General features: G+C 58.8%; 13 protein-coding genes. 5 read left to right on the top strand and 8 right to left on the bottom strand.

All coding sequences use genetic code 11. The features are described 5' to 3' along the window. Positions 1-299 precede the first annotated feature (299 nt). The 6 genes from livJ to ftsY all read right to left on the bottom strand — a co-directional run bounded on the left by livJ (position 300) and on the right by ftsY (position 7,509). On the bottom strand, positions 300-1,403 hold the full coding sequence (livJ, locus tag M2416_RS16675) for a branched chain amino acid ABC transporter substrate-binding protein LivJ (RefSeq protein WP_115191735.1): 1,104 nt from the start codon (positions 1,401-1,403) through the stop codon (positions 300-302). Positions 1,404-1,648: 245 nt separating this feature from the next. After that, positions 1,649-2,914 (bottom strand): 4-aminobutyrate--2-oxoglutarate transaminase, encoded by a 1,266-nt coding sequence (locus M2416_RS16670; RefSeq protein ID WP_259225784.1) that lies wholly within the window; start codon positions 2,912-2,914, stop codon positions 1,649-1,651. Positions 2,915-3,087: 173 nt separating this feature from the next. Beyond that, on the bottom strand, positions 3,088-3,942 hold the full coding sequence (rpoH, locus tag M2416_RS16665) for an RNA polymerase sigma factor RpoH (RefSeq protein ID WP_041143056.1): 855 nt from the start codon (positions 3,940-3,942) through the stop codon (positions 3,088-3,090). A 264-nt stretch (positions 3,943-4,206) separates the two neighbouring features. Continuing rightward, positions 4,207-5,259 (bottom strand): permease-like cell division protein FtsX, encoded by a 1,053-nt coding sequence (gene ftsX / locus M2416_RS16660; RefSeq protein ID WP_041143057.1) that lies wholly within the window; start codon positions 5,257-5,259, stop codon positions 4,207-4,209. Beyond that, positions 5,252-5,920: a cell division ATP-binding protein FtsE gene (ftsE, locus tag M2416_RS16655; RefSeq protein WP_004868565.1), complete on the bottom strand. Its 669-nt coding sequence runs from the start codon at positions 5,918-5,920 to the stop codon at positions 5,252-5,254. Before ftsE ends, ftsX begins: the two co-directional genes overlap by 8 nt. A 2-nt stretch (positions 5,921-5,922) precedes the next feature. Then, complete coding sequence (gene ftsY / locus M2416_RS16650) at positions 5,923-7,509, bottom strand: signal recognition particle-docking protein FtsY (RefSeq protein WP_259225782.1); 1,587 nt, start codon at positions 7,507-7,509, stop codon at positions 5,923-5,925. Positions 7,510-7,701: 192 nt separating this feature from the next. Here ftsY and rsmD point away from each other — a divergent pair, with 192 nt between their 5' ends. Together rsmD and M2416_RS16640 are read left to right on the top strand one after the other, a co-directional pair. Beyond that, complete coding sequence (gene rsmD / locus M2416_RS16645) at positions 7,702-8,298, top strand: 16S rRNA (guanine(966)-N(2))-methyltransferase (RefSeq protein ID WP_041143059.1); 597 nt, start codon at positions 7,702-7,704, stop codon at positions 8,296-8,298. Then, positions 8,288-8,566: a DUF1145 family protein gene (locus tag M2416_RS16640; protein ID WP_041143060.1), complete on the top strand. Its 279-nt coding sequence runs from the start codon at positions 8,288-8,290 to the stop codon at positions 8,564-8,566. Before rsmD ends, M2416_RS16640 begins: the two co-directional genes overlap by 11 nt. A gap of 57 nt (positions 8,567-8,623) precedes the next feature. Here the strand turns inward: M2416_RS16640 and M2416_RS16635 are convergent, their stop codons facing one another. Beyond that, a complete protein-coding gene (locus M2416_RS16635; RefSeq protein WP_167692382.1) occupies positions 8,624-8,974 on the bottom strand; it encodes a DUF2500 domain-containing protein in 351 nt (116 codons plus the stop codon). A 191-nt stretch (positions 8,975-9,165) separates the two neighbouring features. On the opposite strand from M2416_RS16635, the gene M2416_RS16630 reads away from it, so the two are divergent. After that, a complete protein-coding gene (locus M2416_RS16630; RefSeq protein WP_076946171.1) occupies positions 9,166-9,792 on the top strand; it encodes a lysoplasmalogenase in 627 nt (208 codons plus the stop codon). A 78-nt stretch (positions 9,793-9,870) separates the two neighbouring features. Next, entirely contained in the window at positions 9,871-12,063 is a 2,193-nt protein-coding gene (gene zntA / locus M2416_RS16625; RefSeq protein ID WP_259225777.1) for a Zn(II)/Cd(II)/Pb(II) translocating P-type ATPase ZntA, read from the top strand. A 39-nt stretch (positions 12,064-12,102) separates the two neighbouring features. Here zntA and tusA read toward each other — a convergent pair whose 3' ends face one another. Beyond that, complete coding sequence (gene tusA / locus M2416_RS16620) at positions 12,103-12,348, bottom strand: sulfurtransferase TusA (RefSeq protein ID WP_041147480.1); 246 nt, start codon at positions 12,346-12,348, stop codon at positions 12,103-12,105. Positions 12,349-12,581: 233 nt separating this feature from the next. Here tusA and M2416_RS16615 point away from each other — a divergent pair, with 233 nt between their 5' ends. Next, positions 12,582-13,247: a 7-cyano-7-deazaguanine/7-aminomethyl-7-deazaguanine transporter gene (locus M2416_RS16615; RefSeq protein WP_041143064.1), complete on the top strand. Its 666-nt coding sequence runs from the start codon at positions 12,582-12,584 to the stop codon at positions 13,245-13,247. Positions 13,248-13,272: the final 25 nt, after the last annotated feature.

Genomic DNA, 13,272 nt, shown 5'->3' with positions numbered 1-13,272 from the left:
GAGAACTTCTACTTTACCCGGCCAGAATCACGCCGTATTTAACCAATAACCCCCTCTTTTCCCGGCCTAAAAGGGGCCATTTATTTAACCGAGAACTTCTACTTTACCCGGCCAGAATCACGCCGTATTTAACCAATAACCCCCTCTTTTCCCGGCCTAAAAGGGGCCATTTATTTAACCGAGAATTTCGCGCTACAGGCAGGCGGCAAGCTCTGAAATCCCCGGGAGCTTACATGAGTAAGTGACCGGGGTTGAGGAGCGCAGCCAACGCACCTGTAGCGTGAAAGGCGAAGGTTAAATTATTTGGCGTCGGTCGCGGTGCCATCGGCATGCCACGTAAACACGCCGAACTCGAAGCCTTTAAGGTCGCCCTTCGCATCCCATGACAGCGGTCCCATCACGGTATCAACGGAGTTTGCCTTCAGGTATTTCGCGATAGCCGCCGGGTCTTCAGACTGGTTCAGGCCCGCCTGCAGCGACTGGATAGCCGCATAGGTAGTCCAGACAAACGCGCCGCTTGGATCCTGTTTTTTCGCTTTGATGGCGTCTACGATCGGTTTGTTCGCCGGAACCTGGTCATAGTTTTTCGGCTTGGTGACCAGCATGCCTTCAGCGGACTGACCGGCAATGTTAGACAGGGAGACGTTCGCTACACCTTCCGGTCCCATAAACTGCGTTTTCAGGCCGGCCGCGCGCGATTGCCGCAGAATCTGCCCCATTTCCGGGTGATAGCCCCCGTAGTAAACGAAGTCGATATTTTCTTTCTTCAGACGCGCCACCAGCGTAGAGAAATCTTTCTCACCGGCGGTGATGCCGTCAAAGAACACGACGTTAGCGCCGCCTTTTTTCAGGCCATCCTGCACCGCGCGCGCCAGACCTTCACCGTACTGCTGCTTATCGTGAACGATAGCAATGCGCTTCGGTTTCACCTTATCAATGATGTACTTAGCTGCCGTCGGGCCCTGGTCAGAATCCAGGCCGGTGGTGCGCAGAATCATTTTATATCCGCGCGCGGTCAGCTCCGGCGCCGTCGCGGCCGGGGTGATCATCAGAATGCCTTCGTCTTCATAGATATCGGACGCCGGCTGAGTAGAAGAGGAGCATAAGTGGCCGATAACGTACTTAATGCCGTCATTAACAACCTTGTTGGCCACCGCTACCGCCTGTTTCGGGTCGCAGGCATCATCATATTTTACGATTTGCAGCTTATTGCCTTTGATACCGCCCTTCGCGTTAATATCGGCAACCGCCTGCTCAGCGCCGGTAAACTCCTGATCGCCATACTGCGCCACCGGGCCAGACATCGCGCCAACAACGGCAATTTTGATATCTTCAGCCAGCGCTGCATTGCTCATTACCAAGGCGATACATCCTGCCAGTAACGCTTTACCCTTCATATTCATCCTGAAGCTCCCCATTATTATGGTTTTTTGCATTTGTTGTGATGTTGTTTTTTAGCGCATTATTCTAATTAATCACATAAGAAAAGCATATGATAGCTAGATTAAGGTCTGCCGCTCGCGCCTTCGCAGCACACTATGCTAGAACATATCCCATTTTTCAGAATTTGAAACAACATTTTTTTAGGTTATGTAACAGTTATGTGACTGAAGCAGAACGCCACTCCGCAGAGTGGCGAGATGTGGGGCTATGCGGCCAGCGCGCGCTGAATAATCGCCAGCGCCTGGCGGAATTGCGCATCGGGGATGGTGAGCGGATAGAGGAAGCGGATGACGTTGCCATAAACGCCGCAGGTCAGCAGCAGCAGCCCTTCAGCCAGCGCGCGTCGCTGGACGGCCTGGGTGAACTCGCTCAACGGCTCGCCGGTTTGCGGATCAAAAAACTCGACCGCAACCATCGACCCCTGCGCCCGCACCTCGGCAATCTGCGGGCACGACGCTTTGGCCTGATTGAGGACCTCAACCAGATGGTGGCCAAGCTCATTTGCCCGCTGGCAAAGCTGCTCTTCGGCAATCACATCCAGCACCGCGTGCGCGGCGGCAATCGCCAGCGGGTTGCCGGCGTAGGTGCCGCCGAGGCCGCCCGGTGCGGGAGCATCCATCACCTCCGCCCGCCCGGCCACCGCCGACAGCGGCATCCCGCCCGCCAGGCTTTTCGCCATCGTTATCAGGTCGGGCTGCACGCCATAGTGCTCCATCGCAAACAGCTTGCCGGTTCGCCCAAACCCGGACTGCACCTCATCCGCAATCAGCAGGATGCCGTGGGTATCACAGAGCGTGCGCAGCGCCTGCATAAACCCGGCAGGCGCTGCGTTGAACCCGCCCTCGCCCTGGACCGGCTCAATGACGATGGCCGCCACCTGATCTGCCGCGATATCGGCCTTAAAGAGGCGCTCGAGGCTTTTTATCGCCTCTTCGCTGCTGACGCCGTGCAGCGCATTGGGATACTGAGCGTGGAAAACGGAGCCCGGGAACGGACCGAAGCCGATTTTATAGGGCGCCACCTTGCCGGTCAGCGCCATCGTCATGTAGGTTCGGCCGTGGAAAGCGCCGCCAAAGGTGATGATTCCCGGACGACGGGTCCAGGCGCGGGCAATTTTGACCGCATTCTCTACCGCTTCCGCGCCGGTGGAGAAGAAGGCCGTTTTGACGGCGCCGGAGACCGGCACCAAAGCGTTAATGCGTTCGGCCAGCGTGACGTAGCTGGCGTAGGGGACAATCTGATAGGCCGTATGGGTAAAAGCCTCCAGCTGCGAGGCCACCGCGGCGACAACTTTGGGGTGTCGATGCCCGGTGTTGAGCACCGCAATCCCCGCCGCAAAATCGATAAACTCCCGGCCTTCGATATCCCACAGCGTCGCGTTCTCGGCCTTTTGCGCGTAGAAGTCGCACATGACGCCCACGCCGCGCGGCGTCGCCTGCTGTCGACGCTGATTAAGATCGTTATTTTTCACCCGCCTTCTCCCTATATGAATTGAGTAAGTCATGCCCGTCTAAAAACAATAGCGCCTGCCCGGCATTCAAGCCCAGCGGAAGAAGAAATTAATATGGTTGAAGCGTGGAGGGATAAAAAAACAAAAAGCCCCCGCTGAGACAGCGGGAGCTTCTTTTAATGCCGGGCGCGGACTTACGCTTCGATAGCGGTACGCAGTTTCTTCATGGCGTTCTTTTCAAGCTGGCGCACGCGCTCAGCCGAAACGCCGTAGCGATCCGCCAGCTCCTGCAGCGTGGACTTGTTGTCTTCGTCCAGCCAGCGGGCGCGGATGATATCCTGGCTACGCTCGTCGAGGCCCTGCATCGCGTCGGTCAGCTTGTTTGCCGCCTGCTCTTCCCAGTTATCGTCTTCGATGCCGTCGGCAAAGTTAGACGTTTTATCCTGCAGATAGAGCACCGGAGCCATCGGCTGGCTATCGGACTCGTCGTCCGACGACATGTCGAAGGTCATATCCTGCGCCGCCATACGCGATTCCATCTCGCGCACGTCTTTGCTTGATACGCCCAGCTCGCGGGCAACCATTTCGACTTCATCCTGGTTAAACCAGCCCAGACGCTGCTTGGTTTTACGCAGGTTAAAGAACAGCTTACGCTGGGCTTTGGTGGTCGCGACCTTCACAATACGCCAGTTACGCAGAACGTATTCGTGAATTTCGGCCTTAATCCAGTGCACGGCAAAGGAGACCAGGCGCACGCCGACTTCCGGATTAAAACGGCGCACGGCTTTCATCAGGCCAATGTTGCCTTCCTGAATCAGGTCCGCCTGCGGCAGGCCATAGCCCGAGTAGTTACGAGCAATATGAACAACAAAGCGCAGGTGAGACAGGATCAGCCTTTTCGCTGCTTCCAGATCGCCCTGGTAATGCAGCTTTTCAGCAAGCTCCCGCTCTTCATCGGCCGATAACATCGGCCATGTGTTCGCAGCCCGGATGTAGGATTCCAGGTTACCAACGGGGGCTAAGGCTAAAGTTTGCATATCTTTGGTCATTCAAATCCTCTCAATCGATATCGTCTGGCTCGACAGTTCCCGCTTAGACAACCGGGCAACAATCATGCCAGCGTTTATGAGCAACGAGAATATCACCCACATTAGTATCAGACAGTGATTTTATCCACAAGTTCCATGCAACGGTGTGAATACATTACGCACAAAATGTGACATGGAGATGAAGCGTAGGGAAGAGACAACAGGGACTCTTTCCCTGCAGAGAGACATTCAGTCAGTGCAGGGAAAGATTATACCAGAAAATTTTTAATCGGGAGTAAAGTGACGTAAATGTTGCACCGTCGCCAGCCAGGCCGCGACCCAGCCGATCATCGAGCAGACAATCAGCATCAGCAGACACTCGTCGAAGCCCAGGCCGCTGAGCTCAAACTGAGTGCCGAATACTTTTGCCACTTCCGTTACCGCTGATGACAGACGCATCACCATAATCTCCGACAGGATCAGCGATAAAAACGCGCCGCAGAAGCCCAGCAGCGCGCCGCCGTAGAGGAACGGACGCAGGATAAAACCGTCCGTTGCGCCAATCAGCTTCTGCACGTTGATGGTATCGCGGCGGGCAAAGATGCTCAGGCGCACGCTGTTGCCGATCACCAGGAACACGGCGGCCACCATCAGCACGCCAATCAGCGCCGAAACGCGGCCAACCAGCCCGGTCAGCGAAGAGAGGCGCGCAAACCAGCTGTCATCCATGCGGACTTCATCGACGCCCTGAATATGCGCAACCCGATCGCGCAGGGTGTTGAGCGAGTCGGTCCCCTGGAAATCCAGCTTCGGCACGACAATCGCCACCGCCGGCAGCGGGTTCTCTTCCAGCATATCCAGCGCGCCGCCAAAGCCGGACCAGTTGCGGAACTCGCCTAAGGCTTCATCCCGCGACAGATAGTTGACCTTCTCCACGCCCTGCTCCGCCTGCAGCTGCCCGACCACCCGCGCCGCGGCGTCATCGTCCAGCGTCTTCTCCAGGTAGACGGTGATCTGCGGCGATGGATAGTACTGCGACGCCGCGCTGTTAACGTTTTTGTACACCATGTAGCACACGCTCGGCAGCGTCAGCGAAATGGCGATGACCATGATGGTCAGAAAGGTGGCCAGCGGCGTGCTTTTCAGATCCTGAACCGCACCGTGCCAGGCGTAGCGCACCTGCTCATTGAAAACGTTGCTTTTACGAGAAGCCGGATTCGGCGCCGCTTTTGGCCGCTTCGGCGCATTGCGCCCACCGCCTGCCCCTGCGGCATTGCGGATGCGGTCAAATCGGCTACCAAACTGGCGAATGTGGTTTATTGCGTCGCGCTTATTCACCCCAGTGGCCTCCGTGCATATGCCCGTCGCTCAGGGTCAGCATGCGATACGAACGACTGGAGATCAGCCCCAGGTCGTGCGTCGCCATCAGAACCGTGACCCCTACGCGGTTAAACTCTTCAAACAGTCGTAAAATCCCCTCCGAGAGCGCCTCGTCGAGGTTACCGGTCGGTTCATCCGCCAGCAGCACCGCCGGCTTGTTCACCACCGCACGGGCGATGCCCACGCGCTGCTGCTCACCGCCGGAGAGTTGGATAGGAAGATTTTTCGCTTTGTCCAGCAGCCCGACTTTATCCAGCGCCGCCGACACCCGGCGGCGGATATCATCCCCGCTGGCGCCGGCAATAATCAGCGGGATCGCCACGTTATCAAACACGGTGCGATCCATCAGCAGATGGTGATCCTGGAAAATCATGCCGATCTGGCGGCGCAAAAACGGCACCTCACGGCTCTTCAGGCGGCTGATATCGTGGCCGCCGAACAAAATTTTGCCGGCGCTCGGCCGCTCGATGCCGCAGATAAGCTTGAGCAGGGTACTTTTCCCCGCGCCGGAGTGGCCGGTCAGGAACGCCATCTCGCCCGACTGCAGGTGGAAGTTCACCCCCTGCAGCGCTTGTCTCCCACCGAGATAGGCTTTGCTGACTTGTTCAAAGCGAATCATGATTAATCCTCTCGGGCAAAAAGTGCCTCAATAAAGTCGCCCGCGTTAAACGGACGCAGATCCTCAATACGTTCACCGACGCCAATATAGCGAATCGGAATACTGAACTGGTCGGCAACCGAGAAGATAACCCCACCTTTCGCGGTACCGTCCAGCTTAGTCAGCGTGATGCCGGTCAGGCCAACGGCCTCATGGAACAGTTTGGCCTGGCTAATCGCGTTCTGCCCGGTGCTGGCATCAATTGTCAGCATCACTTCATGCGGGGCATCTTCGTCCAGCTTCTTCATCACGCGGACAATTTTCTTCAGCTCTTCCATCAGGTGCGATTTATTCTGCAGACGACCCGCGGTATCGGCAATCAGGACGTCAACGTTGCGCGCCTTAGCGGCCTGAATGGCGTCGAAAATAACCGAAGCCGAATCCGCACCGGTATGCTGCGCAATCACCGGGATATTATTCCGCTGACCCCAAACCTGCAGCTGCTCTACCGCAGCGGCGCGGAAGGTATCCCCCGCGGCCAGCATGACCGACTTGCCCTGCTGCTCAAACTGACGCGCCAGCTTGCCGATGGTCGTGGTTTTACCCACGCCGTTGACGCCAACCATCAGAATAACAAACGGCGTTTTCCTTTCAACGTTCAGCGGCTGGTCAACCTTAGCCAGAATATCGCCCATCTCCTCTTTCAGCAGGCCATACAGCGCTTCGGCATCGCGGAGCTGCTTGCGGCTGGCAACGTCGGTAAGGTGGGTAATAATCTTACGCGTCGTTTCCACGCCCACGTCGGCGATCAGCAGCTGCTCTTCCAGCTCTTCGAAGAGATCATCATCTATTTTTTTGCCGCGGAACAGACTGATAAATCCGGAACCGAGGTTCTGTTTCGTTTTAACCAGGCTGCGCTTGAGTCGGGCGAAGAAGCCCTCTTTCGTCGGCTTCTCCTGCTCGATCTGAGCGGCTTCCTGCGGCTCGCTCTCTTCCTCAGCCTCTGCCGCCAGCGCCTGGGCTTCCAGCTCATCGTCAGACAGCGCGGGCGCGTCCTCAATCAGCGTATCTTCCACCACGGCGGCCTGCGGCTCGGCGATAGTCTCTTCCGGCTCTTGTTCAGCAAGCGCTTCGGCAACCGCCGGCTCGGCAATCACCTCTTCAACCAGCGGCTCTTCCACCGGCGTTTCGTCGACTACGGCTTGTCGCACTTGCGGCTCGACGACGGCCGGCTCAGCGGCGAGTTCTTCTACCGCGGCGTCTTTCGCTACGTCAACGGTCGGCGCAGCGTCTATCGCTGGCAGCGGCTGAACCGCCTCTTCCACGATGGTTTCTGCTACCGGCTGCGGCTGCTCGCTTTCGACAACCTGTTCGGTGACCTCAACGACGTCAGCGGCAAAGGCCTCCGGATCTGCTTTATCCGTCGCCGGGGCGCGATCCGCTTCGGCTTCAGGCGCCACGACGGTCTCAGCCGGCGCTTGTTCGGCAGGAGCCTGCTCCGCAGCTTCCTGCAGCCCTTCTACTTTTTGTTCAACTTCTGTTTCCTGCGCCTGCTCTTTTTGTCCAAAGCCCAGCCAGGAAAAGAAGCCACGTTTTTTCTCTTTCGCCATTTGCGACTACACTCCTCGCTGATTATTCATGGCACAGCTTCGGCATATCTGTCGCGGAAGCTGAAAAATAATGAAATTAGTCAGATAGTCTATCACTTAACTTAACGCGCATCACCGCCCCCGGATTAAGGTTTCGTCATCCGCCTTCGATCGCTAGAATAGCAGGCTGGAAGTTGAGACTTGAGCAGAGAGATGAAGAAACCAAACCACGCAGGCAGCGGCCAGATCCGCATTATCGGCGGACAGTGGCGGGGCCGGAAATTACCGGTGCCGGAGAGCCCGGGCCTGCGCCCGACCACCGACCGGGTCCGTGAAACCCTTTTTAACTGGCTGGCGCCGTCTATGGTCGACGCGCGCTGCCTGGACTGCTTTGCCGGCAGCGGCGCGCTGGGCCTGGAAGCGCTCTCCCGCTACGCGGGCAGCACCACGCTGCTGGAGATGGAGCGCGGCGTTGCCCAGCAGCTGCAGAAAAACCTGGCGACCCTGAAAGCCAGCAACGGCACGGTGGTCAACACCAATACCCTGACCTGGCTTAATCAGCCCGGCACGCCGCACCAGATAGCCTTCGTCGACCCGCCTTTCCGTAAAGGGCTGCTGGAGGAGACGCTGCGGCTGCTGGAGAATAACGGCTGGCTCGCCGACGAGGCGCTGATCTACGTCGAAAGTGAAGTCGAAAATGGGCTACCGCCGGTACCGGCCGGCTGGCACCTGTATCGTGAGAAAGTGGCCGGACAGGTCGCCTACCGCCTCTATCAACGAGAGGCACAAGGAGAAAAGAATGCTGATTAATCTGGGCCGGGTACTGATGCTGTGCGTATGGGCCTTTTTGCTCTTAAACCTGTTTCAGCCTTTCCCTAAGCCGCTGAATATTTTCGTCAACGTCGCGCTTATCTTTATGATCCTGATGCACGGCCTGCAGCTGACGCTGCTGAAGGCCACTCAGCCGAAAGATGCGCCGCCGCTGGGCCGCTTCGAGCAGGTACGCATTTTTGTCTTCGGCGTATTCGAGCTGGTTGCCTGGCAGAAAAAGCTCAAGGCCACGCTGCGTAAGAAGTGATGGCGCCCGGCTCGCTGCCGCGCCGCACGGCGCGTAGCATAGCCGGACACAGCAGGCTCAAGGATCTGGCGTAAACGCGACAAACCTTGAGCCTTTGTAGCTCAGCATTCCCCTGTCGCCAACGCTAAGCGCATGATACTGCGCCTCTTCGAGACGAAAGCTGACTTCGAGCCCGCCGCTTTCCGGCCTGAAGCTGACGTCATAGCGCATCTCGCTGCCGGCCGGGGCGACGGCTTGCTGGCGCGAACGACGATCGTTAATCACCTTCTCCCGCTTGTTGCTCACCACCACCTGCCTTTGCAGCAGCGGCGCGGCGTCGTTGTCCCTGCCTTCCCGTCGCTGCTGCGCATAGCGAACCGATGCCGCCACCACAATGATGGCCACGACGATAATAAAAAACAGCGGGATCTTACTCATTCATCTTACCCCCAGGAATTCTCAGGAATCAGCATACCGCGCCTTGATTAACGTTGTCATCTGCCCTCCCGAGCCACTACACTGAACATTAGTACCGTCAGTACAACTACTTATACCCTATGCATTTCGGGTTGCGGCCTGTAAGGCGGCGGGTATAGCGATAACAGATACAGGGACTCACTATGCTTTGGTCGTTTATTGCTGTCTGTTTTTCCGCATGGCTTTACGTCGATGCGTCCTATCGTGGGCCAACGTGGCAACGTTGGTTGTTTAAACCCGTTACGCTCATTCTCCTGCTGCTGCTTGCCTGGCAGGCGCCGATGTTCAACGCCATCAGCTACCTGGTGCTGGCCGGCCTGTGCGCTTCGCTGGTCGGCGACGCGCTGACGCTGCTGCCGCGCCAGCGGGTGATGTACGCCGTCGGCGCCTTTTTCCTTTCGCATCTGCTCTATACCATCTGGTTTGCCAGCCAGATGACGCTGTCATTTTTCTGGCCGCTGCCGCTGGTGCTGCTGGTCGTTGGCGCGCTGCTGCTGGCGGTTATCTGGACCCGGCTGGAAGAGATGCGCCTGCCGGTATTCACCTTTATCGGCATGACGCTGGTGATGGTCTGGCTGGCGGGCGAGCTGTGGTTCGTGCGCCCGACCGATACTGCCCTCTCCGGCTTTATCGGCGCCGCCTTCCTGTTGCTGGGGAATATTGTCTGGCTGGTCAGCCACTATCGCCGCCGCTTCCGCGCCGATAACGCAATTGCCGCCGCATTCTACTTCGCCGGACACTTCCTGATCGTGCGCGCGCTGTACCTCTAATTTAGCGCTTGACTCTGGAGTCGACTCCAGAGTGTATCCTCTGGGCAATGAGAAAATTATCATTACCCGGAGGGTCCCATGTCGACTCCAGAAGCTCAGGATAAAAAAGTCCCACAGTTCTCGTCATTCAAATTAAAACCCGCAGCCGCACAGCCTGACAGCTGTTGTACGGACTCCTCCTGCGCGGCGCAAGCCCGCGAAGAAACCCTGGAAACCGCGCGCTACAGCTGGTTAATCGACGGCATGGACTGCGCCGCCTGCGCTCGCAAGGTCGAGAACGCCGTACGCCAGGTGCCGGGCGTCAGCCAGGTACAGGTGCTGTTTGCTACGCAAAAGCTGCTGGTGAACGCCGGGAGCGATATCCGTCCGCAGGTGGAAAGCGCGGTGCGCTCGGCGGGTTATACCCTGCGCGATGAAGAGACTCCGCAGCAGGAAATCTCCCGGCTGCGGGAGAATCTGCCGCTAATAACCCTGGTGCTGATGATGGCGCTGAGCTGGGGGCTGGAGCAGTTTAACCATCCTTTCGGCGAGCTGGCCTTCGTTGCCACCACCCTCGTTGGCCTGTGGCCAGTCGCGCGCCAGGCGGTGCGTTTGATGAGAAGCGGCAGCTGGTTTGCCATTGAAACGCTAATGAGCGTCGCCGCCATCGGGGCGCTGTTTATCGGCGCCACCGCCGAAGCCGCGATGGTGCTGCTGCTGTTCCTGATCGGCGAACGCCTTGAAGGCTGGGCCGCCAGCCGCGCGCGCCAGGGCGTCAGCGCGCTCATGGCACTCAAGCCCGATACCGCCACGCGGATCCGCGACGGCGTGCGGGAAACCGTCGCCCAGCGCGACCTGCGCCCCGGGGATCTGATTGAGGTCGCCGCCGGCGGACGCCTGCCCGCCGATGGTCAGCTGATGACGCCGTTTGCCAGCTTCGATGAGAGCGCGTTAACCGGCGAATCCGTCCCGGTGGAACGCAGCGCCGGCCAGCGCGTGGCGGCAGGCGCAACCAGCGTCGACCGTCTGGTGCAGCTGACGGTCATCTCCGAACCCGGCGACAGCGCTATCGATCGTATTCTGAAGCTGATTGAGGAAGCCGAAGAGCGCCGGGCGCCCATCGAGCGCTTTATCGATCGCTTTAGCCGCATTTATACCCCGGCCATTATGCTCGTCGCCCTGCTGGTGGCCGTCGTACCGCCGCTGCTTTTTGCCGGCGCCTGGCTGCCGTGGATCTACAAGGGGCTGACGCTGCTGCTGATCGGCTGCCCGTGCGCGCTGGTGATTTCCACCCCAGCGGCGATCACCTCCGGGCTGGCGGTCGCGGCCCGACGCGGGGCGCTGATTAAAGGCGGCGCTGCGCTTGAACAGCTGGGCCAGGTTCGCCAGGTCGCCTTTGATAAAACCGGCACCCTGACCGTCGGCCAGCCGCGCGTGAGCGCAGCGATCGTCACCGCCGACATCGATGAGAACGACCTGCTGGCGCTGGCCGCCGCGGTGGAGCAAGGCTCCAGCCATCCGCTGGCCCAGGCCATCGTCCGCGAAGCGCAGCAGCGGGGGCTAAATATCCCCGCCGCCAGCGCCCAGCGCGCGCTGGCCGGTTCCGGTATAGAAGCTGAAGTTGCAGGCCATCGGGTGCTGATTTGCGCGGCGGGTAAAGGGGCGGCGGCCGAGTACGAAGAGCAGATTCGGCAGCTGGAGAGCGCCGGCCAAACGGTAGTGCTGGTGCTGCGTGAGGATATCCTGCTCGGCATTCTGGCGCTGCGCGATACCCTGCGCGACGACGCCCGCCAGGCGGTTGAAGATCTGCGTCAGCTCGGCGTACAGGGGGTGATCCTGACCGGCGATAACCCGCGCGCGGCGGCGGCCATCGCCGACGAGCTGGGGCTGGCGTTCCGCGCCGGGCTGCTGCCTGCCGATAAGGTCACGGCGGTGATGGCGCTCAACGCCGAAGCGCCGCTGGCGATGGTCGGCGACGGCATCAACGATGCGCCGGCCATGAAGGCGGCCACCATCGGCATTGCGATGGGCAGCGGCACCGACGTGGCGCTGGAGACCGCCGACGCGGCGTTAACCCATAACCGCTTAACCGGCCTGGCGCAGATGATTTCGCTGGCTCGCGCCACCCATGCCAACATCCGGCAGAACATTGCGATTGCGCTGGGACTGAAGGGGATTTTCCTGATAACCACGCTGCTCGGCCTGACCGGACTTTGGCTGGCGGTGCTGGCGGATACCGGCGCCACGGTGCTGGTCACCGTCAACGCCCTGCGGCTGTTGCGCCAGAAGTAGCGGACGCGCTCCCCGCTGGCGCAGCGCTTAGCGGGGAGTTCAGTGGTTTTTACGAATCAAATAGCGGTACGGCAGAGCGCTAATCTCCTGCGCCACCAGCTCATGCTCCATAAAGCGGCAAAAGCCGGGAATATCGCGGGTTGTCGCCGGATCGTCGGCGATAATCAGCAGCGTCTCGCCAACCGGCATCGTACGCACGGCCTTGCGCACCATCATTACCGGCTCGGGGCAGCGCAGCCCCTGTGCATCCAAAGTGTGGTCAGGACTGGAAAAAAGTTCGCTCATTTTCATCTCACGTCAACAAAACGGCCCTAGTTTACCCCCACCCGCACGCGACGCAAGCCAGGTTAACGTTTGCGCGAAAAACAACCGTTGCATTACGCTCTCAACGCAGTATCATGCAGCCGTTTTTAATTGGGTTCCCTCACCCCAACTTTCAGTCCCTCACTCATTCATGTTGTAGACAAGCGGCAACGCCTCTGCAGCCTGAAGGATAACGGGCATAAAAAGGTCACAATATGAATCCCTTTACTACCGTACAGCGTAAAAAAGCGCTGGTCTGGCTATCGCTATTCCATTTGCTGGTGATCACCTCCAGCAACTATCTGGTGCAGCTACCGATCTCCATTTTTGGTTTCCATACCACTTGGGGCGCGTTCAGCTTTCCGTTTATCTTCCTCGCCACCGATCTGACGGTACGCATTTTTGGCGCACCGCTGGCGCGACGCATCATCCTCGCGGTGATGGTCCCGGCACTGCTGATCTCCTATGGCGTCTCCGCGCTGTTTTATATGGGCGAATGGCAGGGCTTTGCCGCACTGACGCACTTCAACCTGTTCGTGGCGCGTATCGCAGCCGCCAGCTTTATGGCCTATGCGCTGGGGCAGATCCTCGACGTCCACGTCTTTAACCGCCTGCGGCAAAACCGCCGCTGGTGGCTGGCGCCCACCGCCTCGACGCTGTTTGGCAACGTCAGCGACACGCTGGCCTTTTTCTTTATCGCCTTCTGGCGCAGCCCGGACCCGTTTATGGCGGCCCACTGGGGAGAAATCGCCATTGTCGACTACTGCTTCAAGGTGCTGATTAGCATCGTATTCTTCCTGCCGATGTACGGCATGCTGTTGAATATGCTGCTGAAAAAAATGGCGGATAAATCTGATTTGTCAGCATTGCAGCCAGGTTAAGAGTACTCGCAGACTGATGTGATAA

This window comes from Klebsiella sp. BIGb0132, from assembly GCF_024810075.1.
Taxonomy (GTDB): Bacteria; Pseudomonadota; Gammaproteobacteria; order Enterobacterales; family Enterobacteriaceae; genus Klebsiella; species Klebsiella terrigena.
This window is presented reverse-complemented; position numbering and strand designations above follow the sequence as displayed.

Bases quoted from the DNA above. Each gene is read 5' to 3' on its own strand.
- livJ (WP_115191735.1), bottom strand. From the start codon at position 1,403: ATGAATATGAAGGGTAAAGCGTTACTGGCAGGATGTATCGCCTTGGTA.
- rpoH (WP_041143056.1), bottom strand. From the start codon at position 3,942: ATGACCAAAGATATGCAAACTTTAGCCTTAGCCCCCGTTGGTAACCTG.
- ftsE (WP_004868565.1), bottom strand. From the start codon at position 5,920: ATGATTCGCTTTGAACAAGTCAGCAAAGCCTATCTCGGTGGGAGACAA.
- ftsY (WP_259225782.1), bottom strand. From the start codon at position 7,509: ATGGCGAAAGAGAAAAAACGTGGCTTCTTTTCCTGGCTGGGCTTTGGA.
- rsmD (WP_041143059.1), top strand. From the start codon at position 7,702: ATGAAGAAACCAAACCACGCAGGCAGCGGCCAGATCCGCATTATCGGC.
- M2416_RS16640 (WP_041143060.1), top strand. From the start codon at position 8,288: ATGCTGATTAATCTGGGCCGGGTACTGATGCTGTGCGTATGGGCCTTT.
- M2416_RS16630 (WP_076946171.1), top strand. From the start codon at position 9,166: ATGCTTTGGTCGTTTATTGCTGTCTGTTTTTCCGCATGGCTTTACGTC.
- zntA (WP_259225777.1), top strand. From the start codon at position 9,871: ATGTCGACTCCAGAAGCTCAGGATAAAAAAGTCCCACAGTTCTCGTCA.
- tusA (WP_041147480.1), bottom strand. From the start codon at position 12,348: ATGAGCGAACTTTTTTCCAGTCCTGACCACACTTTGGATGCACAGGGG.
- M2416_RS16615 (WP_041143064.1), top strand. From the start codon at position 12,582: ATGAATCCCTTTACTACCGTACAGCGTAAAAAAGCGCTGGTCTGGCTA.